The 20,488-nt window shown below is 55.9% G+C and carries 17 protein-coding genes; 5 read left to right on the top strand and 12 right to left on the bottom strand.

Annotation, left to right across the window (positions count from 1 at the left end):
• The first annotated feature begins 131 nt into the window (after nucleotides 1-131).
• Nucleotides 132-590 carry a GNAT family N-acetyltransferase gene (locus FEZ62_RS08200; protein WP_090512399.1) on the top strand — a complete coding sequence of 153 codons (459 nt, stop codon included), beginning with the start codon at nucleotides 132-134 and terminating at the stop codon, nucleotides 588-590.
• A 34-nt stretch (nucleotides 591-624) separates the two neighbouring features.
• On the opposite strand, the gene FEZ62_RS08195 is transcribed toward FEZ62_RS08200, so the two are convergent.
• A complete protein-coding gene (locus FEZ62_RS08195) occupies nucleotides 625-1,035 on the bottom strand; it encodes a GFA family protein (RefSeq protein WP_172927369.1) in 411 nt (136 codons plus the stop codon).
• Between the two features lie 143 nt (nucleotides 1,036-1,178).
• Between FEZ62_RS08195 and FEZ62_RS08190 the strand changes: the two genes are divergently transcribed.
• On the top strand, nucleotides 1,179-4,085 hold the full coding sequence (locus tag FEZ62_RS08190; protein ID WP_172927368.1) for an autotransporter outer membrane beta-barrel domain-containing protein: 2,907 nt from the start codon (nucleotides 1,179-1,181) through the stop codon (nucleotides 4,083-4,085).
• A 77-nt stretch (nucleotides 4,086-4,162) separates the two neighbouring features.
• Here the strand turns inward: FEZ62_RS08190 and FEZ62_RS08185 are convergent, their stop codons facing one another.
• The 8 genes from FEZ62_RS08185 to FEZ62_RS08150 form a co-directional block, all read right to left on the bottom strand.
• Complete coding sequence (locus FEZ62_RS08185) at nucleotides 4,163-5,434, bottom strand: serine hydrolase (protein WP_090512705.1); 1,272 nt, start codon at nucleotides 5,432-5,434, stop codon at nucleotides 4,163-4,165.
• A 277-nt stretch (nucleotides 5,435-5,711) separates the two neighbouring features.
• The gene (locus FEZ62_RS08180) at nucleotides 5,712-5,888 is read right to left on the bottom strand and encodes a hypothetical protein (RefSeq protein WP_170827744.1); all 177 of its coding nucleotides are present in this window, start codon (nucleotides 5,886-5,888) and stop codon (nucleotides 5,712-5,714) included.
• Between the two features lie 20 nt (nucleotides 5,889-5,908).
• Entirely contained in the window at nucleotides 5,909-6,268 is a 360-nt protein-coding gene (locus tag FEZ62_RS08175; RefSeq protein ID WP_069899976.1) for a hypothetical protein, read from the bottom strand.
• A 288-nt stretch (nucleotides 6,269-6,556) separates the two neighbouring features.
• Nucleotides 6,557-6,823 carry a YrhK family protein gene (locus FEZ62_RS08170; protein ID WP_090512404.1) on the bottom strand — a complete coding sequence of 89 codons (267 nt, stop codon included), beginning with the start codon at nucleotides 6,821-6,823 and terminating at the stop codon, nucleotides 6,557-6,559.
• A 543-nt stretch (nucleotides 6,824-7,366) separates the two neighbouring features.
• The gene (locus tag FEZ62_RS08165) at nucleotides 7,367-8,071 is read right to left on the bottom strand and encodes an HNH endonuclease (protein WP_201970333.1); all 705 of its coding nucleotides are present in this window, start codon (nucleotides 8,069-8,071) and stop codon (nucleotides 7,367-7,369) included.
• 123 nt (nucleotides 8,072-8,194) lie between these two features.
• Nucleotides 8,195-9,103, bottom strand: coding sequence for a glutaminase B (glsB, locus tag FEZ62_RS08160; RefSeq protein WP_069899979.1), 909 nt, complete (start codon nucleotides 9,101-9,103; stop codon nucleotides 8,195-8,197).
• Between the two features lie 338 nt (nucleotides 9,104-9,441).
• Entirely contained in the window at nucleotides 9,442-11,262 is a 1,821-nt protein-coding gene (gene oadA, locus FEZ62_RS08155; protein ID WP_069899980.1) for a sodium-extruding oxaloacetate decarboxylase subunit alpha, read from the bottom strand.
• A gap of 11 nt (nucleotides 11,263-11,273) precedes the next feature.
• The gene (locus tag FEZ62_RS08150; protein ID WP_069900111.1) at nucleotides 11,274-12,689 is read right to left on the bottom strand and encodes an acetyl-CoA carboxylase biotin carboxylase subunit; all 1,416 of its coding nucleotides are present in this window, start codon (nucleotides 12,687-12,689) and stop codon (nucleotides 11,274-11,276) included.
• 225 nt (nucleotides 12,690-12,914) lie between these two features.
• On the opposite strand from FEZ62_RS08150, the gene FEZ62_RS08145 reads away from it, so the two are divergent.
• Nucleotides 12,915-13,877: a LysR family transcriptional regulator gene (locus tag FEZ62_RS08145; RefSeq protein ID WP_172927367.1), complete on the top strand. Its 963-nt coding sequence runs from the start codon at nucleotides 12,915-12,917 to the stop codon at nucleotides 13,875-13,877.
• On the opposite strand, the gene FEZ62_RS08140 is transcribed toward FEZ62_RS08145, so the two are convergent.
• Nucleotides 13,819-14,043, bottom strand: a complete 225-nt coding sequence (locus tag FEZ62_RS08140; RefSeq protein ID WP_172927366.1) for a transcriptional regulator — start codon at nucleotides 14,041-14,043, stop codon at nucleotides 13,819-13,821. The genes FEZ62_RS08145 and FEZ62_RS08140 overlap by 59 nt on opposite strands.
• A 797-nt stretch (nucleotides 14,044-14,840) precedes the next feature.
• On the bottom strand, nucleotides 14,841-15,707 hold the full coding sequence (gene hexR, locus FEZ62_RS08135) for a transcriptional regulator HexR (protein ID WP_069900112.1): 867 nt from the start codon (nucleotides 15,705-15,707) through the stop codon (nucleotides 14,841-14,843).
• 110 nt (nucleotides 15,708-15,817) lie between these two features.
• Between hexR and zwf the strand changes: the two genes are divergently transcribed.
• Nucleotides 15,818-17,305 (top strand): glucose-6-phosphate dehydrogenase, encoded by a 1,488-nt coding sequence (gene zwf, locus FEZ62_RS08130; protein WP_172927365.1) that lies wholly within the window; start codon nucleotides 15,818-15,820, stop codon nucleotides 17,303-17,305.
• An 18-nt stretch (nucleotides 17,306-17,323) separates the two neighbouring features.
• Here zwf and FEZ62_RS08125 read toward each other — a convergent pair whose 3' ends face one another.
• Complete coding sequence (locus FEZ62_RS08125) at nucleotides 17,324-17,989, bottom strand: hypothetical protein (protein WP_172927364.1); 666 nt, start codon at nucleotides 17,987-17,989, stop codon at nucleotides 17,324-17,326.
• Between the two features lie 299 nt (nucleotides 17,990-18,288).
• Between FEZ62_RS08125 and uvrD the strand changes: the two genes are divergently transcribed.
• A complete protein-coding gene (uvrD, locus tag FEZ62_RS08120; protein WP_172927363.1) occupies nucleotides 18,289-20,484 on the top strand; it encodes a DNA helicase II in 2,196 nt (731 codons plus the stop codon).
• The last annotated feature ends 4 nt before the right edge of the window (nucleotides 20,485-20,488 follow it).

Genomic DNA, 20,488 nt, shown 5'->3' with positions numbered 1-20,488 from the left:
GCATCGCTGAAGCCCCTGGCAGCATGGTTGCCGGGGCATTTTCAACGCATGACCCTGTTCCCCCAAGGCTGTGAACATCACTGCCAGCTGAATCAAAAGTTCCTCGAACAATAATTACAGGAGGACGCAACATGCCCGCTCGTATCGAGATAGAAGTTCGCCCCGTCACTGCTGACGATCACGCCGCGTGGCTGCCACTGTGGCAGGGTTACCAGCGTTTCTACATGACCGAGATTCCAAGCGAGACCAGCGATATCAATTGGCAGCGCTTTCTTGATCCTGCCGAACCGATGCACGCAGCACTGGCCTGGCATGAAGGCGAAGCCATTGGCTTGGTGCACTGGGTTTACCACCGCTCAACCTGGACTGTTGAAGACTACTGCTACCTGCAGGATCTGTTCATCAACAAAGCCGTGCGCAGCAACGGCGCCGGACGCAAGCTCATTGAGTTTGTTTATGAGCAGGCCAAGCAAGCCAGCTGCGCACGAACTTACTGGCTCACCCACGAGAGCAATAGCCGCGCCATGCTGCTTTATGAGCGTGTGGCCGAGCGCTCCGGCTTTTTGCAGTACCGCAAAGTCTTCAAATAAGTCGATCAACCCAGCGTGGCTGCGCTGGGTTGAGTCATTCCAGCGGTGGAAACTCGGGATAACGCGGCAAGGCGTCGGCAAACTCAGCCCAGGCCAGATGCTCCGCATGCCAATAATGCAAAGTCGGCTCGATAAGTTGCGGCGTGTCGAGACTGCCAACACTGATATCAATCAGACCCGGCAGAAACGTCGCCGTGAAGGTAATTTGCGTGCCGCAAGTCGCACAAAAGCCGCGCTGAGCATCTTCTGAGGATGCATAAAGCGTGGTCTCTCCCTGAGTAAAACCAACCTGCTCTTGCCGATATAACGCCCAGGCAACAGCGGGCGCAGCATGGGCACGGCGGCACATTGTGCAATGACAGATCGCCGCCATGAGCGGCTCGCCCTCAACGCTGTAACGCAGGCTCCCGCACAAGCAACCGCCCTCTAGTTTTTGCGCTTGCATCTTTGCCTCCAACTTGGCGCGACCACAAAAATTCTAGCTCACTGCATCGTCTCGAATATTACAAAAACTCTGTTGTTACAAAACTGTAAGACAAGATGGTTATAAACAGCGGTTACGCCAAACGCTAAGGACTGCCTGTTGTCATGTTTTTCCAATCTACCCGCCTTGCCCGCTGTATCGCCCTGAGCTTCTGTGCCGGAATATCCACCCCCGTACTCGCGGCCTCTGTGAGTATTGAGGATGCCCAAAGTGAAACGCAGACCGCTGCCGGTGATGACACCCTCATAATTGGCGAACTGGGCAGCGTGATCACCCAGAAAGACCCGGCTGTGCTCCTTGAGGGCGACACCCACGACGGCGGCGTCATTATTGATAACAGCGGTTTACTGCAATCAAGCAAAGACCGTGGCATCGACAGCGATGACGAAGGTGGCGCCCGCCACTACCAAATACTCAATCGCGCAGGCGCCACCATCGATGCAGCCAAGCAAGGCATTCGCATTGACGGGGACTTTGCAGGCAGCACCATCAGTATCGATAACGCGGGCACCATCACATCGCAAACCGATCGCGCGATCATGCTCAAAGCACTGCAAACGGATGTCAGCATTCGGATTATCAACCGTGACTCCGGGCTGATTCATGGCGCTGACGACGGCATGCGCTTGGGCGCCAATGCCACCGTGATTAATTACGGCGAAATCAGCAGCGATGATTTACCCGAAGACGGCGAGAAATTTGACGGTATCGATTTTGATGAATCGTTAAACGGCCGAGTTGAAAACCACGGCCTTATCAGTGGCGGCCGCCACGGCATTACCACTGACCTTGGCGCAGAGCTGATTAACTACGCAGACGGTGTGGTGATCGGCCGCAATGGCTCGGGGTTCGGCTCAGACGGCAACGGCAAGGTGATCAACTACGGCCTTATTAGCGGCCGTTTCAATGAACAACTCACCACCGGTGACGGCGATGGCGTCGATATCGATGGTCAAGGCATCATTGAAAACTACGGCACCATCGAAGGCACCGGCGCCGGCGGTGAAAAAGACGGCGCAGCCAATAGCGGCGAAGGCATCGCCATGGGCGGTGGCAGCATCATTAACCATGCAGGAGCCACGATTAGCGGCGCCGCCAACGCCATTTTGATTGATGACAGCTCAACGGGCGGAGCGCCGTTCGCCACCGACTTACAAAACTACGGGCGCATCACCGGCTTGGATGGCGACGGCGTACGCATTATTGGCGATCAGGCAGACCATGTGCTCAACGCGGGCCTCATTAGTGGAACCAGCGGCTTAGCGCTGGACCTTGGTGGCGGCGACGACCAATTAACATTGACCGCCGGCAGCCAATTCGTCGGTCTGGTGGACGGTGGCGCGGGACATGACAGTCTCATACTGAATGACACCGCAGGTGGCCACTTCTCCAACAGTCAAAATTTTGAGTGGCTGGCCGTCCAGCAAGGCATCTGGACGATCAGCAGTGACGACTTTAGCCAAGGCGGCGAAGTCTCTACCGGCGCCGAGCTGAACAACCAAGGGCGCATTGGCGGCACATTGACCGTTGCATCCGGTGGTGTTTATAGCGGCAGTGGGCAGCTGCAAAATCTCAATCTGGCAGCAGGCTCAACCTTGGGCTTTGCGGTTGCGGCAGACGGCAGTCACTCACCCGTCCAGGTGAATGGCAACGCACAAATCAACGGCGCCAAACTGGACATTCGCGCAGGTGCTGGAAACTATCCTGCGCAAAGCAGTTACCGCGTCCTCAATGCTGCTGAAGGGATTAACGGGCAGTTCTCCAGTGTCAGCAGCAACTTTGCCTTTCTAACGCCAACACTTTCCTATACTGCCGACAGCGTCGAGCTTGAATTGCAGCGCAACGACATCGACTTTGCAGATGTCGCCATCAGCCAAAACGGAGCCAGTGCCGCAAACAGCATCACAGCCGATAGCACACCGGTCTTGTATAACGCGCTCCTAACCAGTGACGTAACCTCCGCGGGCGACGGACTCGAACAACTCTCGGGCGCCAGTAATGCCAGCTTGGCCAACGTGACTCTAGCGGCAAGCAACCAAGTCGGCCTCGCCATGCTTGGTGCCATGCAACAACGAGGTGGCGGCATGAGCGGCAACCTGCAAAGCTCGGTTAACTTGCTAGACGGCCCTGTTCTCGCTGCCAATGGGTTGCCAAATGAAGCTCGCAATCTTAATGACCCCAACGCCCAAGGCCGGCTTTGGATTCAGGCGCTTGGCAGCAGCGCAAACCTTGACGCTACGTCAGGTAGCCACGACCTCGACCAAGACACTCAAGGCGCTGTAGTGGGGGCAGACTGGGCGCTGGATGCGCAATGGCGAGTTGGCTTAGTGGGCGGTTATTCAAGCACTGATATTGGTGCGGGCAGCAGTGTCGATGGCAACGTCGACAGCTACCATCTCGGTGTGTATGCCTTACACCAACGCGGCGCATACAATCTGCGGCTCGGCGCGGCGTACAGCGATCACGATGGTGACAGTAAGCGCCAGATCAGATCCAACGGCTTTGATGACACCGTGCGCGGTGATTACGATGCGGACAGCCTGCAAGCGTTCGTCGAGCTGGGTTACGCCATCAACCGTGGCAGATTAGAGGCCGAGCCTTACGCTAACTTGGGCTATCAACGCTACGATCAAGACAGCTACACCGAGAAAGGCGGTCCGGCTGCACTGCACGTAAAGTCCGAGGATCAAGACAACGTCACCAGCGCCTTTGGTGTGCGCCTCGCCTATTTAGACACACTGCAAAACGGCATGAGCGTCACCCCGCGTCTGGGCGTCGGTTGGCGTCATGTTTATGGAGAAGTAGACAGTCATATCAAACAGTCCTTCGCCAGCGGCGGCACGGCATTCAGCGTTGAAGGCAGTGCGCTGGATCGCGACAGTGCGTTGCTTGAGGCAGGCTTGGATGTTGGTATCAATGCTAAGCAAAATATTGGCATCGGCTACAGCGGACAACTCGGCAGTGACTCCCAGAATCATGCGTTCATGGTGCAGTGGCAACTGGGGTTTTAAGCGGCGCTGTTCGTTGAAACAAAAAGGGCCGCTCTTATGAGTGGCCCTTTAGCAGGTATGGTTGAATCAACTACGGCCTATTTCAGCGCTTTGATAGCCGCCGCGATGAAGTCGTAAGTCTCCATCTCTTGCTTGTCCATTTCCGGCTCTGGCCATGCACTCCAAACTACCGCGACTACGTTTTCCTTGCGGTTAACGTAGACAAACTGACCAAAGATTCCCTGCGCCTCAAAAGCTCCGTCATGTTGAGGCAAAGCAGCCTCGCCCGCGGGGAACAGCCACCACTGGTAGCCGTAGCCAAGGATGTAATCGCCGCCATACAGCTTGCCCGGTGCCAGGTAAGAAGCCGGGTCCACTTCAGTGGCTTTATCCAGCCAGCCTTTTGGCAGAATGCGTTCGCCGTCGATAACCCCATCATTGAGGATGAACTGACCGAAGCGGCCGTAATCCTTCAAGGTTGCCGAGAAACCACTGCTACCAATCTCTTGACCCGCTTGTGCATCGAGCTGCCAGAACGCCGGCTTCTCCATACCCATCCGCGCCCAGATGCGATCAGACAGATAGTCACTGGTGGTCATGCCCGTCGCTGCGTGAATCAATTCGCTCTGCAGGTGCGATTCGCCCGTGCTGTATTTGAAGACGGTGCCCGGCTTGGATTTGCGCTTGAGCTGGCTCATCTGTTTAACCAAAGCGCCAGGTGTGTTCGACAGCTGCAGTTCGAACATTTTGCGGCGGTCAGAGGTGATATCGCGGTACGTCTCGTTCCAGTCGGCGCCAGAACTCATGCGCAGCACATTCTCAACCGTGACGTCGTCATAAGCACCGCCTTTGAGCGCTGGCAGGTACTGAGTGATCGGCTTCTTAACATCGATCAGCCCTTGCTCCACGGCCGCGCCGACCAAGGTCGAAGAGATCGACTTGACCACACTGAAAGAGGTCCAGCGGGTATCAGCATCGTTGCCAAGGCCGTATTTTTCCAACCGTACTTTGCCGTCTTTAATGATCAGTACGCCGCCAACGCGGTTACGACGCATGAAGTCATCAACGGTTTGCTTGGCGCCATCGGCCTCGTAGGTAACGTCGAGATTGCCCTCTTGCGGCAACTCATAGACCTTTTCGCCACGCGCAACAGAACGGGTGAAGTAGACCTTGTCCATGTTGCGATACGTGCCTGGCTGGTAAAGCGGCGGCAGGTCGTACAAGTCTTGACCGCGGCCAATATATTCGTGATTGATCGCCAGACCTGCATCTTTGGGTGCGGGTGTTGAGTCCGTGGCTGCCTGTGCATAACCATTCACCAGAAGGCTGATACTCAACGTGAGTAAGCTGCCAGTGGCTCGAAGTGTCATCGACATTACGCGTCCTTATTTTTTGACTTGGAGATGGATTGTCGTCGTACCTTAACTAAAAAATTTTCAGATGTCCCGAAGCAGCCAACCCATGGTCGCCCAGAAACTACGCGGCTAAAAGTCGTGTACTCAATACAAGACATCATTGGAAAAATGGACGACGCACATAAAGTGTGTGGCCACAAACGCAAAACGGCGGATTTATCCGCGCTGATTCCGCGTTGATAAATCCGCCGCCAGGGCTTAGTGCAAAAACGTGTCGGGTGGCCGAGCGCGTTCAGTCCGAGATATCAATCATCATGCCGATGCCTGCACCAATCATGCGTCCGGCCTGCTCATCACCGGCCATACGGCCAACACCACCCCCGACCATACCGCCCGCGACAGTCGCGCAAGCAGACAAGATAAAAGCCGCGCAAAGCAGCGCAGCCACAGCCGAATAAATACGGTTCATTGCTGAGTCTCCTGAGCCGGTCACTGATTACCTTTAACCACATTTCTCCAGAGCACACCCATCACCAGCTTGTCGCGCCCGTCTGGGTTGGCTTCGTACCAAGACGTTATGCGCGCCTCAATTTCAGGCAGCTTCATGCTGGAAACGCCCTTGGTGATCGCAGCCCCCATCGGTGGAGCATCCAGACCGTGACGCTTGGCGTAGGCCGCTTCGGCGATCAGCATATTGGTGACGCCAATCAAAAACGCTCGGCGCTCACCGGAGGAGGAACTCATCCAGTTATTGCCATCAACAACTACGGGGGATGCCTTTTGCTCGCCCAACGCGCCTGCAGACGCCAAAACCAGGCAAAGCGCCAAAGTGTACTTACTCCATTTCATGTCGATCTCCAGTGATGAAAGACAGGAGCGCAGAAGCATTTCAACGCTCCGACCTCGGTAGGCTACGCAGCAAAATCAAGGGCAACGGAACCGTGTGCGTCCGAACCCAAGACATCAAGCGGGCAGCTGCATGCACAAAAGAAGTTAAGCAGCAGGCAGCCACTCAAGTATCCCTAAGCCCATGAATGCTTATATCGATTGCGAGTAAAAATTGAGCATATACAAGCTTTTGGTATGGCCAGCGGCAAGGCGAATCCAGCGACAGCACTGGGCTGCACGCGTTGTTTGCTATGTCTGATTGGCTAAATGGCGACCCACGTGGATCAGACTCGCAAGCTTGATCATTGGCTTGATAAGCATCTGCGCGCTGCCCGCAATGAACAGCCAGGTGCCGGTTTGCATCAGCGAATCGCTTAAAAAGAAAAAACTACCAACAAGAAACCAGATCGCGATCAGCAAATCATTGAACGCGCCTACAGCCTCGTAGCGCCGCTGAATCACAACATGGCGCTGAATAAAATTCGGAATGGGTATTTTGGGGTTGTTTGAGTTCATTAATCCTCTCTGCTGGGTAAGTCGGATGCTTGGCTTCGATCAGGCAAGGCACGTTTTTGAATGGGCTGAAACGGCTTCGAACAGCAGGCTCTGGATGAAGTTCAAGCTTCTTCGTACTGCACACAATACACGCCATGGGATATAGGGCTTGGCCGAGACGGGAGCGGCAAGCCGTGCCTGCTCATGGTTTCACTGGCCAACTGATACGGCGTACTGATCGCTTCGGTGCCAGTAAAGCCCGCACCTGAAAACCTTGGATCTGCACGCTGAAATGGCTTTCGTTGCTGGGGTTGAACATCCCTGCCCCCTTTTTACGTCATCCCTGAATACAGCAAGAAAACGCTAAACCACGCGTATCGAAACCGACTGAAAGTTTTGAGATAGAGCATTCACCAAGAAGTTTATGCACACACTGGGGAGGTTATACGCCGCTAACAAGTTCGGCATGGGGCGGCAGATCAATGAAACGATTGTTATGTGCAGTAGGAGCTTATGATTTAGCGACCCACTGTTAGACGTACGGATTGATAGGACAACTGGAAATCACTCAATCTTGGCGCTTTTTTCTAAATTGTGCCGCGCGCAAAGAAGTTGAACATTCTCAGATTTGAGCGAGGTTCCACCCTTTGAGTAGGGCAAAATATGATCGAAGTGCAGCTCGTCAGCAGAACCGCATTTCGTGCAAACCCCTTTATCCCGCTTCCAGACCTCAAGCTTGACGTGAGTAGGAATAATCCGGCGATGCTTTGTAATCCTGAAGGCGGGGTCAACAGCAGCTGCGGCATCAGTAACTTCTTCAATAGCCTCCAAACGAAACTTAAACACATTACGTGTGCCGTCGCTTTCACGCCAAGAGTCCACAAGGTGAAAATAGCCGTTGTAACCCCAAATCCCCTTGCGTAACTTCTCGTAAACTCGAATTAAATCGGGTGCTTTCTCCCCGGCTTTGAATGCTTGGGCAGCATGGTGAAATTTGCCGTTTTCAGTTGGCCCGCCGCCAGGCAAGAACTCAGGTTGGTCGAGTGTTTTAGGCTGAGGAGTCGATGCGGTTTTGGGGTGATCGTGCCCTTCGTAGATCAATACTGCGCCGTTCTCTTGCACTTCATCCTGATAAGGAGAGTTGGGCCGAACTGACATGAGTACGACTGAGTGCCCGCCATGCAGGCGAAAATTCATCCCGCGCTGAAGAGACGTCCGCTCTCTCTGACACATATCAAAATATGAAATTATTTCATTATCAGCGGCCACAGCATTCCTCAAACACTTATCCATTTTTAGAATCTGAAGTGTATTTGAACGCTGTAATCTGTACTTAGATTTTTACTAGCTAACGAGCCACTAAAAAAACCGCATCGACGCACGTCGAGCCAGTTAGAACACCGACCAGCCTATCCGATCACTGAGCATTTCCAGGGCTGCAAGCCCTGCCAGTGAGTTACCTGACGGATTCAATTCTGGCGACCACACGCAGATCGAATAGCGCCCCGGAACGACTGCGACGATGCCGCCGCCGACGCCGCTCTTGCCGGGCAAGCCGACGCGGTAGGCGAAGTTTCCTGCCTCATCGTACAGCCCGCTGGTGGCCATGATGGCGTTGATCTGTTTGGCTTGGCGTGGGCTCATGATGGTTTCGCCGTTGTGTTTGCACACGCCAGCGTTGGCCAGAAAGCAGAATGCCCGCGCGAGGTCTGCGCAGTTCATGCGCAGCGCACAGTGATTGAAGTAACTGCGCAGAACGGAATCGACATCGTTATGGAAATTGCCGAACGACTTCATCAAATAAGCAGCCGCCGCGTTGCGCGCTCGGTGCTGGTATTCGGACTCGGCAACTTTGCTGTCGATGACGATTTCGCAGTTTCCCGAAAGGCGCCGCGCCATGTCACGCATCGACAATGACGGCGCAGCGAAGCACGACTCGTTAATATCGCAGATAACCAACGCGCCCGTGTTGATAAACGGATTGCGCGGAATACCGCGCTCCAACTCAAGCTGCACCAGCGAGTTGAAGGGCTGACCCGACGGCTCATAACCGAGGCGCTGCCAGATCGCTTCGCCTGAGTGGCTCACCGCCTGCACCAGGCTAAACACCTTGGAGATACTCTGAATCGAAAACGGCGTGTGCGCATCGCCGGCACAGAACAGCTCGCCTTCATTGCTGTACACCGCGATGCCGAGTTGATTCGGCTCAACGCAGCCCAACGCCGGAATGTAATTGGCAACCTTGCCCAGACCAATCAGCGGGCGGGTCTTCTCGATAATTTCATCTAGCAACGCTTGCATCTGATCGACTCGTGATGGCTCTGAACAGCGTCCAGACTACCGTTGCTAGACGCGCCCCGGCTAGGCGCAATCACACAAACCGACCCGACCCAAACAAAAAAAGGGAGCCATTTGGCTCCCACTGAGAAACTTGTAAATTGTTCGGGGCCAGCGCTTAAGCGCCGAATGACACAATCCCCGATTGCGCTTCGAGAAGCTCAGCAAGCGGCACATGCACAGGTTAAAAACAGGCTAAGAACGAGCGAGGTCACGCTCAACTTGACTCATTTTAATGAGCATTCTTTCGCCTGTTTCAACCCCGCAATGCCTGGCTGCATTCGCTTTCAGCGCTGCCTAAACTAGGCAATCTCGACCAGAACTTCACCCGGGTTAACCCGATCGCCTTTGGCCACGTGAACGGCTTTGACCGTACCGTCGATTGGCGCCTGCACTTCGGTTTCCATCTTCATCGCTTCGGTGATCAGCAGTGACTGACCGGCCTTGACCGTGTCGCCCTCTTTGACCAAAACGTCGACGATGTTGCCCGGCATGCTGGTGCTGACATCGCCCGGCTCGCTGGCTTGTTTGCGCTTGCCACCGGCACCGGCGACGAAGTCGTTCAGCGGCTCGAACACCACTTCTTCCGGCATGCCGTCGATCGACAGGTAGAAGTGACGCTTGCCATCACCTTTCACGCCGACACCGGTGATGTCTACGCGATAGCTTTCGCCGTGAACATCGACCACGAACTCGGTCGGTACGCCTTCCCCACCCGCCGCTGCAACGCCGCTACCGTCCGGAATTGGCAGCAACACTTCGGGCACCAGCGTGCCGGCTTCACGTTCCTCGAGGAACTTGCGCCCGATATCCGGGAACATGGCGTAGGTCAGCACGTCTTCTTCAGACTTGGCGACTGTGCCAATCTCTTCGCGCAGTTTCGCCAGCTCCGGCTTGAGCAGATCAGCCGGACGCACGTCGATTACTTCCTCGCTGCCGATCGCCTGCTTGCGCAGCTTCTCGTTGACCTTGCCCGGCGCCTTGCCGTAACGGCCTTGCAGGTAAAGTTTGACCTCGTTGGTGATGGTTTTGTAACGCTCACCGGCGAGCACGTTGAACACCGCCTGAGTGCCGACAATTTGCGAAGTCGGGGTCACCAGTGGCGGGAAGCCAAGGTCTTCACGAACACGAGGAATCTCAGCGAATACTTCGTTGATACGATTCAGCGCGCCCTGCTCTTTGAGCTGGTTGGCGAGGTTGGACATCATCCCGCCCGGCACCTGATTCACCTGAACGCGAGTGTCGACCGCGGTGAATTCGCTTTCGAACTGGTGGTACTTCTTGCGCACCGCATGGAAGTACAAACCGATTTCCTGCAGCAGCGCCAAATCGAGGCCGGTGTCGTAAGGGCTGCCGCGCAGCGCGGCGACCATCGACTCGGTACCCGGATGGCTGGTGCCCCAGGCGAAGCTGGAGATGGTGGTGTCGATATGGTCAGCACCGGCTTCGATCGCCTTGAGCTGACACATCGAGCCCATGCCCGCCGTGTCGTGGCTGTGGATAAACACCGGCAGATCGACTTCATCTTTCAGCGCTTTAACCAACTCGGCAGTCGAGTAAGGCGTCAGCAAACCGGCCATGTCTTTGATCGCGATCGAGTCGATGCCCATTGCCTGCATGGCTTTGGCCTGATCGACGTAAGCTTGCGTGGTGTGCACCGGGCTCACGGTGTAGCTGAGCGTGCCTTGAGCATGCTTGCCCGCCGCTTTTACAGCCTCGATGGATACGCGCAGGTTACGCACATCGTTCATCGCATCGAAAATACGGAACACGTCGATGCCGTTCACGGCTGCTTTGGCGACAAAGGCTTTAACCACGTCATCGCTGTAATGACGGTAGCCGAGCAGGTTCTGACCGCGCAGGAGCATTTGCAGACGAGTGTTCGGCAGTGCTGCTTTCAGCTTGCGCAGACGCTCCCACGGGTCTTCTTTTAGGAAGCGCACGCAGGCGTCGAAGGTGGCGCCGCCCCAAACTTCCAGCGACCAGTAACCCACCTGATCAAGCTTGCCGCAAATGGGCAGCATGTCGTCGAGGCGCATGCGCGTGGCCAGCAGAGACTGGTGCCCATCACGCAGGACGGTATCAGTAACGGTGATCTTTTTAGGCGAAGACTTATTAACCATTTCTCAATTCCTCACAGGCCAGCGTGGGCAGCAATTGCAGTGGCGATGGCGATGGCCAGGTGCGACGGGTTACGTTTGATCGAGTATTCGGTCAGTTCCGGGTGGCTCTCAACGAAGCTGGTGTTGAACTGGCCGCTGCGGAATTCCGGGTTACGCAAAATTTCCTGATAGTAGGCGGCAGTGGTTTTAACCCCCTGCACGCGCATGTCATCCAGGGCGCGCAAGCCACGGTCCATGGCCTCTTCCCAGGTCAGTGCCCAAACGATCAGCTTGAGGCACATTGAGTCGTAATACGGCGGAATCGTGTAGCCGGTGTAAATCGCCGTGTCGGTGCGCACGCCCGGGCCGCCAGGCGCGTAGTAACGGGTGATCTTGCCGAACGACGGTAAGAAGTTGTTCTTCGGGTCTTCCGCGTTGATCCGGAACTGGATCGCGAAACCACGGTGAATAATATCTTCCTGCTTCACCGAGAGCGGCAAGCCCGAGGCAATGCGAATCTGCTCACGGACGATATCGATACCGGTGATTTCTTCGGTAATGGTGTGCTCAACCTGAACGCGGGTGTTCATCTCCATGAAGTAGACCTCGCCATCGGCGAGCAAAAACTCCACGGTACCGGCGTTCTCGTAACCCACGGCCTTGGCCGCACGTACCGAAAGATCACCAATATAGGCGCGCTGTTCAGGCGTTAGTTGCGGGCTTGGCGCAATTTCGATGAGTTTCTGGTTGCGCCGCTGAATCGAGCAGTCGCGCTCGAACAGGTGCACGGCATTGCCGTGGCTGTCAGCCAGAACCTGCGCTTCGATGTGCTTGGGATTAACGATGCATTTTTCGAGGAATACTTCGGCGCTACCAAAGGCTTTGGTAGCCTCGGAGATTACTCGCGGATACGCCTGCTCTAGCTCGGCTTTGCTGTTGCAGCGGCGAATACCACGACCGCCACCGCCAGAGGTGGCCTTGAGCATGACCGGATAACCGATCCGGTCGGCTTCGCTCAGTGCTTCGTTAATATCGGCAACGTTGCCTTCAGTGCCAGGCGTGACAGGCACACCGGCTTTAATCATGCTGCGACGGGCTTCTGTCTTGTCGCCCATGCGGCGAATGACTTCTGCACTGGGGCCAATGAACTTGATCCCGCGCTCGGCGCAAATCTCTGCCAGCTCGGCGTTCTCCGAGAGAAAGCCATAACCGGGATGCAGGGCATCACAACCGGTTTCGACGGCCAGATTGACCAGTTTGCGGGGGTTCAAATAACCCGCCAGCGGGTCATCACCGAGACTATGCGCCTCATCCGCACGCTTAACGTGCAGCGCCATGCGGTCGGCGTCTGAGTAGACAGCCACCGAGCGAATACCCATCTCGGCGCAAGCACGCACGATACGGACGGCAATCTCGCCACGGTTAGCAATCAGAATTTTCTTGATCACGAGCATCATCCTCGACCAATGGGCAAGCAAACCAGCCAAAACCAGTCAGCACGTGACCACTATCAAGTTTGTAGTGGCCGCCTATTCACCCTACGCCGTGTAGCGGATAACCCAAAATCAATAATTATTAGATTCAATATAAGTAATTACTTATGTACGGAGATAAACTGCGCTGAACAGGCCCGCTCTAGCGTGTTAAATAATCCCTGAAGGAGACCCCAGCCAATGCGTAAGTCACTGATGCGTATGACGTTGCGCCAAATTCAGGTATTTCGCTCGGTATGCCAACAGCACTCTTACAGCCGGGCAGCTGAGGAGATGTCACTGACTCAACCGGCGGTCAGCCTGCAAATTCGACAGCTGGAAGAATTGATCGGCCAACCCCTGTTCGACTATGTCGGCAAAAAGCTCTACCTGACCGATGCGGCAGAAGCCCTGCGCAAAGCCAGCGACGATATTTTCGGCCGACTCGAAAGCCTCGACATGCAATTGACCAATCTGAAAGGCTCGCTTCAAGGGCAATTGAGTCTCGCCGTCGAGTCCAGCGCCAAGTATTTTATACCTCATCTTTTCGCCGCATTTCGTCGCGACTTTCCCGAAGTTAGCCTGCAATTGGTAGTGGTTAATCATCAACAGGCGATCAAGCGACTGAGCACCAATCGCGACGATTTGCTGATCATGTCGCAAGTGCCAACCGACATGGCATTGGAGTTTCTGCCATTTCTCAACAACCCGATTATTGCGGTGGCGCCGCCCGATCACGCCCTGAGCAAAGCTAAAAAATTAAGCCTGGAAGACCTGACAAAGTGGCCTTTGCTGATTCGTGAACAGGGCTCCGGCACGCGTAAAGCCTGCGAAGACTACTGCAATCAGAAGCGCGCACACTTTGCGAATACTCTGGAAGTGGGTTCTATGGAGGGCCAGCGCGAATGCGTACTGGCAGGCTTGGGAATTGCTCTATTGCCACGCCACGCGGTACTGCGCGAACTGGCTTGCGGCGCACTCAAAGAACTCCCGGTAGCCGAGCTGCCACTCGTGCGCAGCTGGTGCGTGGTCCACCCGCGCGGCAAGTATTTGTCACCGGTCGCGCAGGCCTTCTTCGATTTCGTACGCGGGCAGCGCAGCCAGATCAGCCAGCTGGCCGAGCAGTTTGCCGACCAAACTCGCGGGCACCAGCCAGATAGTTAGCTGCGATTATCTCGGGGAAATCCGCCAGCTCATGTTGCAGCATGCGCTGCTCGGCATAACTCTCAATCGCACGACGGTATTCCATACGACGCTGATCAATCACCTTGCGGCGAGCTTTAGCATCGGTGTTGTGTACGCTTAACGATTCTTCCAGATGACGAGGCATAGCATGACTCCCAGGCTGAATATCGGGAGCCATAGATTCCTAGCTGCGGATGACAGTTTGACTGCAAAGCCATTAAGCAACGATGAACAGTGATCAGGGGTTGGGCACGCCAGCGAAACACACCTAACTACCCGATCACGCACGGAGGATGGTTAACCCGAAGGGTAAACCGTCGTAGCGATCGAGCTTTCAACGCAAAGCCGCGCCTGTCGGAAGGCCGTCATGACGGAAGCCGCGATGCGGATTCCATCCTCCGTCAACGCCCGGTCACGCACGGAGGATGGTTAACCCGCAGGGTAAACCGTCATGGCGATTGAACATTCAACGCAAAAGCCGCGCCTGTCGGAAGGCCGTCATGACGGAAGCCGCGTTGCGGATTCCATCCTCCATCAACGCCCGATCACAAACGGAGGATGGTTAACCCGCAGGGTAAACCGTCATGGCGATCAAACATTCAACGCAAAAGCCGCGCCTGCCGGAAGGCCGCCATGACGGAAGCCGCGAAGCGGATTCCATCCTCCATCAACGCCCGATCACGAACGGAGGATGGTTAACCCGCAGGGTAAACCGTCATGACGATCGAACATTCAATGCAAAGCCGCGCCTGTCGGGAGGCCGTTATGACGGAAGCCGTGATGCGGATTCCATCCTCCGTCAACGCCCGGTCACGCACGGAGGATGGTTAACCCGCAGGGTAAACCGTCATGGCGATTGAACATTCAACGCAAAAGCCGCGCCTGTCGGAAGACCGTCATGACGGAAGCCGCGATGCGGATTCCATCCTCCGGCGCAGAGGATCAATCTTCTGGGGTTTTCACTGTTTTCGGTGACAGGCGCAAACTGCGCAGGCTGCGCTTGACGCTCTTCAAGTGATTAACCAGCGTAGGACCACGGGCCATTGCGACGCCCATTGCCAATACGTCGATCACCACCAAATGCGCGATACGCGAGGTCAGCGGCGTGTAGATTTCGGTGTCTTCCTGCACATCAATCGCCAGGTTCACGGTGGCCAGATCCGCCAGCGGGGTTTGACTTGGGCACAGGGTAATCAGCGTCGCACCGGACTCACGCACCAGATTGGCGGTGATAAGCAGGTCTTTTGAGCGCCCAGACTGCGAAATACAGATCGCCACATCACCGGCCTTCAAGGTTACTGCCGACATGGCCTGCATGTGGGGATCGGAATACGCAGCGGCGGTCAGCAGCAAACGGAAGAATTTGTGCTGGGCATCTGCCGCTACAGCGCCGGAGGCACCAAAACCGTAGAACTCAACGCGCTGAGCATGGGCGCACGCGGCTATCGCCTGCTGCAACGCTTGCGGGTCGAGCTTTTCGCGCACCTCCATCAGCGTGTGCAGCGTGGTATCGAAGATTTTCAGGCTGAAATCAGACACTGAGTCATCTTCATGGATCGCAAACTGACCAAAGCTGGCACCCGCGGCCAGGCTTTGCGCCAACTTAAGTTTGAGATCCTGAAAACCGCTGCATCCAATCGCCCGACAAAAGCGCACGATGGTTGGCTCGCTGATGCCGACGCTGTGCGCCAGTTCGGCCATGGAGCTGTGCATCACCACCGCAGGATCGAGGAGTACATGATCGGCCACCTTGAGCTCGGACTTACGCAACAGGTGACGGGACTGGGCTATGTGCTGCAACAAATTCACAAGATTGGACTCGGATTCAATGGGCTTATCCATCGGCTAGCCGCATCCGAGCACATGCTCGGGTATGATCAGGGGCTTGCCGGATTGTAGTGGCTTTGTAGTTATACTACATGAGTGCCTCACTCGCACGATTTAACCGAGTTGGAGATCACGCTTTGAGTATTCCCTGCGACATTCTGGTGTTTGGCGGAACCGGCGATCTGGCGTTACATAAACTGCTCCCGGCGCTCTATCACCTGCATCGCGAACGCCGCCTGCATTCAGACGTACGCATAATTGCCCTGGCGCGCAGCCCGCATGAGCGCAAAGCCTATCAAGCACTGGCCGAGCGCCACTGCCGCGCCCAGGTTGCCAAAGCCGACTTCACTGAAGAGGCGTGGGCCGAGTTTGCCCAGCGCCTGGAATACCTGAGCATTGACGCCTCGCAAAGCGGCGACTTTGGCCGTCTTGCCAAGCTGCTCGGCAAGAATGAAGAACGCGTGCGGGTTTACTACCTGGCGACAGCGCCCAACCTGTTTGAAGACATCGCCTCGCATCTCAATATCGCCGGCCTCGCGGGCCCGAAAACGCGGATCGTGCTGGAAAAGCCGATTGGTCACTCACTTGAGTCGGCGCAAGCGATCAACGCAGCGATTGGTGCGGTATTCGATGAGCATCGGGTGTTCCGCATCGATCACTATCTGGGCAAGGAAACCGTGCAGAACCTGATGGCGCTGCGCTTTGCCAACGTCCTGTTCGAGCCGGTCTGGCGCGCTGCGCATATTGATCACGTGCAAATCAGCGTGTGTGAAACTCTCGGGGTCGAGAATCGGGGCGGTTATTACGATCACTCCGGCGCGATGCGCGACATGATCCAGAATCACCTGCTGCAGCTGCTCTGCCTGGTCGCAATGGAAGCGCCGGTACGCTTCGATGCCGAGTCTGTGCGTAACGAGAAGGTCAAAGTGCTGGAAGCGCTGATCCCGATCAGCGGCCAGGACGTACGCGATAAGACCGTGCGCGGGCAATACAGCGCCGGCAAGATCGGCGGGCAAGACGTGCCGGCGTATTACTTCGAGAAAAACGTCGATAACGACAGCGATACCGAGACGTTCGTCGCCGTTCAAGCCGAGATAAGTAACTGGCGCTGGGCCGGCGTGCCGTTTTACTTGCGCACCGGCAAGCGGTTGGCGAAGAAAACCTCGGAAATTCTCATTCAGTTCAAATCAGTGCCGCATCAATTGTTTGGCGAAGGCGACGCCAACAGTCTGTTAATCCGCCTGCAGCCCGAAGAGCGCATCAGTTTACGATTGATGGCGAAAAACCCGGGCAAAGGCATGCGTCTGGAACCTGTTGAGCTGGACCTCAATCTTGCAGCCGCATTCAGCAAGCAGCGCCGTTGGGACGCTTACGAGCGCTTGCTGCTTGACGTGATTGAGGGCGACTCGACTCTGTTCATGCGCCGCGATGAGGTCGAGGCTGCATGGCAGTGGATCGACCCGATCATCAAAGGCTGGCAGCAACATTATCAACGCCCTCGCCCCTATCCTGCTGGCAGCAATGGCCCTGAGCAGTTGCAACACTTGCTCGAACGCCACGGTCGCGAGTGGATGGAGTAGCACTAGGCTGAGCCTTGGCTAGATAGCGCCAAACAAAGCATCCATGAGTTTGGGCGGCAAATGCCGGCTCAACTCATGGTCATTAATCGGCAGTAACTGCGGCATTAGCGGTATCAGTATCGCGGGCGACAGTTTGGCGCACACGTCGACCTGACGCTGCATGGGCAACATGCCGAGCAAATGCGCGGAATCATCAACATCGCCCAATTTGACCGCTTCCTCGGTCAGCTGGCGCAGGTAGCTGGTCGAGCAGTTGCGGATACTTTCCACCACCAGAAACTCATTTTTCATGTGCTTGATGACTTGCACCACGTGGCTGACGCTGTTGATGGCGAAGAACAGCACTTTCAACTGCATGCCCGTAAGTAAATCAGCAAAACCCGCCGCAGCTGAGAATTCTTGCTTGCTGCACAACTCACGCGTGAGCTTGAGATGAAAACTATCGGGCATATTCAGGTAGGCATTACGCACGGTTTCAGGGTCGAGATGTGCCGCCAGTCTGGCAACCCGCTCAACTGACTCATACAAGGCTATTTCACGAAACGCATCAACCGATAGCTGGGCTACAACGCTTGCCGCCTGCCTGGTGCTCATGCTTCGCAGCAGAACACGCTTGAACATTAATGGGGTTTTACCCTGTTTCGCCGTTAACAGGCGCACCGCAAGACTCGGAACATGAGACATGGCTAACATCCTTTTAAGCCAGTAGAACAAACACGTAATATCCTTATTACGGGTGCAGCACGCCTTGTGCTGGCTGGATTGGATAAAGATTGACCGGCGCACTAGCCAGATGAAAATCCCAATCTGAGACGGAGTATGCCGCAATAGTGGCCCCTTGATGCCACCTTGCTCACTTCTTGAAACTTATCTGCTACTCACATCACCTTTATGTACCGCTTGTCCGCTGGCCGGTTATTCGCGGCACGTATTAAAGCTCACGGCGGTTTGCCCAATATGGCGCAGCCCCCTAGAATGCCGCGATGCATGATGACATCTCGTTTCTCCTCAACTCTCTCAACGATGCCCAGCGTCAGGCCGTAGCGGCCAGCCTTGGCCGTCAGTTGGTTCTGGCCGGCGCAGGTTCCGGCAAAACTCGCGTGCTGGTGCACCGTATCGCCTGGCTTATTCAGGTCGAGCATGCCTCGCCGCACAGCATTTTGTCGGTAACATTTACCAACAAAGCGGCTGCGGAAATGCGCGCGCGTATCGAGCAGATGCTCGGTCACAACCCCGCCGGCATGTGGGTGGGTACGTTCCACGGTTTGGCGCATCGCTTATTGCGCGCGCACTGGCAGGAAGCGGGGCTGACGGAAAACTTCCAGATCCTCGACTCCGACGACCAGCAGCGCATGGTCAAGCGGGTTATCCGCGACCTTGGTCTTGATGAGCAACGCTGGCCCGCACGTCAGGCGCAGTGGTTCATCAACGCCCAGAAAGACGAAGGCCTGCGCCCGGACAATATTCAGCCGGCGGGTGATCACTACCTCGCCACCATGCTCAATATCTACAAGACCTACGAAGAAACCTGCGCGCGGGCCGGAGTCATCGACTTCTCCGAACTGCTGTTACGCGCGCTGGATCTGTGGCGCAACAAGCCCGGCTTGCTTGAGCATTACCAGCGCCGTTTCAGGCACGTACTGGTCGACGAATTCCAGGACACCAACGCCGTGCAATACGCCTGGCTGCGGATTCTCGCCAAAGGCGGTGACAGCTTGATGGTGGTCGGCGATGACGATCAGTCCATCTACGGCTGGCGCGGCGCCAAGATCGAGAACATTCAGCAGTTCTCCAGCGACTTCGCCGACGCCGAGATGATCCGTCTGGAGCAAAACTATCGCTCCACGGCTGGCATTCTCAAGGCCGCCAACGCCTTGATCGCCAATAATCAGGGACGCCTCGGCAAAGAGTTGTGGACCGAAGATGGCGACGGCGAACCGATTAGCCTGTACGCCGCCTTCAACGAGCACGACGAAGCCCGTTACGTGGTTGAGTCGATCGAAGATGCGTTGCGCAAGGACGGTCTCAAGCGCAGCGAAATCGCCATTCTGTATCGTTCCAACGCCCAGTCGCGGGTGCTTGAAGAAGCCCTGCTGCGCGAGAAAATCCCCTATCGCATTTATGGCGGCCAGCGCTTTTTCGAGCGCGCCGAAATCAAGAATGCGATGGCCTACATGCGCATGCTCGATGGCCGTGGCAACGACGCCGCACTGGAGCGGGTAATCAACGTTCCAGCCCGCGGGATTGGCGAGAAAACTGTCGAGCAGATCCGCGAATATGCGCGCACCCACGACGTCTCGATGTGGCACGCGATCACCCTGATGCTTGAGCACAAAGCTCTGCCGGGCCGCGCCTCGGGGGCGCTCGCCGGTTTTATCGAGCTGATTGAAAACCTGGCCGCCAAAGTCGCCGAAATGCCGCTTCACTTGATGACTCAAACCGTTATCGAGCAAAGCGGCCTGATCACCTATCACAAGGCTGAAAAAGGCGAAAAAGCTCAGGCACGGGTAGAAAACCTTGAGGAACTGGTGAGCGCAGCGCGCGCTTTCGAGAACCACGAAGAACCCGAAGAAGACCTGACGCCGTTGCAAGCATTCCTCGGCCACGCCTCGCTTGAAGCAGGTGATACACAAGCAGCCGAAAACGAAGACAGCGTGCAACTGATGACCCTGCACAGCGCCAAAGGCCTCGAATTCCCGCTGGTATTTCTGGTGGGCGTCGAAGAAGGTCTGTTCCCGCACAAGATGAGCCTGGATGAGCCGGGCCGCCTTGAAGAAGAACGCCGCCTGGCCTACGTGGGCATCACCCGGGCGATGCAGAAGCTAATTGTCAGCTATGCCGAAACCCGTCGCCTGTACGGCAGTGAAACCTATAACAAAGTCTCGCGTTTCATTCGTGAAATACCGCCGGCACTGGTTCAGGAAGTACGCCTTTCCAACAGTGTTTCCCGGCCTTTCACCAGCAACAACCGCAACATGGGCGGCACCAGCATGTTCGCTGGCTCCGAGGTTCCGCAAACCCCATTCAGCTTGGGCCAGCGGGTACAACACTCATTGTTCGGCGAAGGCACCATTCTCAATTTTGAAGGTGCCGGGGCGCAGGCGCGGGTACAGGTTAATTTTGAAAGCGAAGGAAGCAAGTGGCTGATGCTCAGCTACGCCAAGCTAGAAGCCTTATAAGCAC

Origin of the sequence: Pseudomonas sp. MS19, from assembly GCF_013277615.1 — a bacterium.
GTDB lineage: Bacteria > Pseudomonadota > Gammaproteobacteria > Pseudomonadales > Pseudomonadaceae > Aquipseudomonas > Aquipseudomonas marincola.
This window is presented reverse-complemented; position numbering and strand designations above follow the sequence as displayed.

What these genes read in the sequence shown, in the direction of transcription:
- FEZ62_RS08190 (WP_172927368.1), top strand. Translation starts at nt 1,179, where the DNA reads ATGTTTTTCCAATCTACCCGCCTTGCCCGCTGTATCGCCCTGAGCTTC.
- zwf (WP_172927365.1), top strand. Translation starts at nt 15,818, where the DNA reads ATGAGTGCCTCACTCGCACGATTTAACCGAGTTGGAGATCACGCTTTG.
- oadA (WP_069899980.1), bottom strand. Translation starts at nt 11,262, where the DNA reads ATGGTTAATAAGTCTTCGCCTAAAAAGATCACCGTTACTGATACCGTC.
- FEZ62_RS08140 (WP_172927366.1), bottom strand. Translation starts at nt 14,043, where the DNA reads ATGCCTCGTCATCTGGAAGAATCGTTAAGCGTACACAACACCGATGCT.
- FEZ62_RS08175 (WP_069899976.1), bottom strand. Translation starts at nt 6,268, where the DNA reads ATGAAATGGAGTAAGTACACTTTGGCGCTTTGCCTGGTTTTGGCGTCT.
- FEZ62_RS08185 (WP_090512705.1), bottom strand. Translation starts at nt 5,434, where the DNA reads ATGACACTTCGAGCCACTGGCAGCTTACTCACGTTGAGTATCAGCCTT.
- FEZ62_RS08145 (WP_172927367.1), top strand. Translation starts at nt 12,915, where the DNA reads ATGCGTAAGTCACTGATGCGTATGACGTTGCGCCAAATTCAGGTATTT.
- FEZ62_RS08200 (WP_090512399.1), top strand. Translation starts at nt 132, where the DNA reads ATGCCCGCTCGTATCGAGATAGAAGTTCGCCCCGTCACTGCTGACGAT.
- FEZ62_RS08125 (WP_172927364.1), bottom strand. Translation starts at nt 17,989, where the DNA reads ATGTCTCATGTTCCGAGTCTTGCGGTGCGCCTGTTAACGGCGAAACAG.
- glsB (WP_069899979.1), bottom strand. Translation starts at nt 9,103, where the DNA reads ATGCAAGCGTTGCTAGATGAAATTATCGAGAAGACCCGCCCGCTGATT.
- FEZ62_RS08170 (WP_090512404.1), bottom strand. Translation starts at nt 6,823, where the DNA reads ATGAACTCAAACAACCCCAAAATACCCATTCCGAATTTTATTCAGCGC.
- FEZ62_RS08195 (WP_172927369.1), bottom strand. Translation starts at nt 1,035, where the DNA reads ATGCAAGCGCAAAAACTAGAGGGCGGTTGCTTGTGCGGGAGCCTGCGT.
- uvrD (WP_172927363.1), top strand. Translation starts at nt 18,289, where the DNA reads ATGCATGATGACATCTCGTTTCTCCTCAACTCTCTCAACGATGCCCAG.
- FEZ62_RS08180 (WP_170827744.1), bottom strand. Translation starts at nt 5,888, where the DNA reads ATGAACCGTATTTATTCGGCTGTGGCTGCGCTGCTTTGCGCGGCTTTT.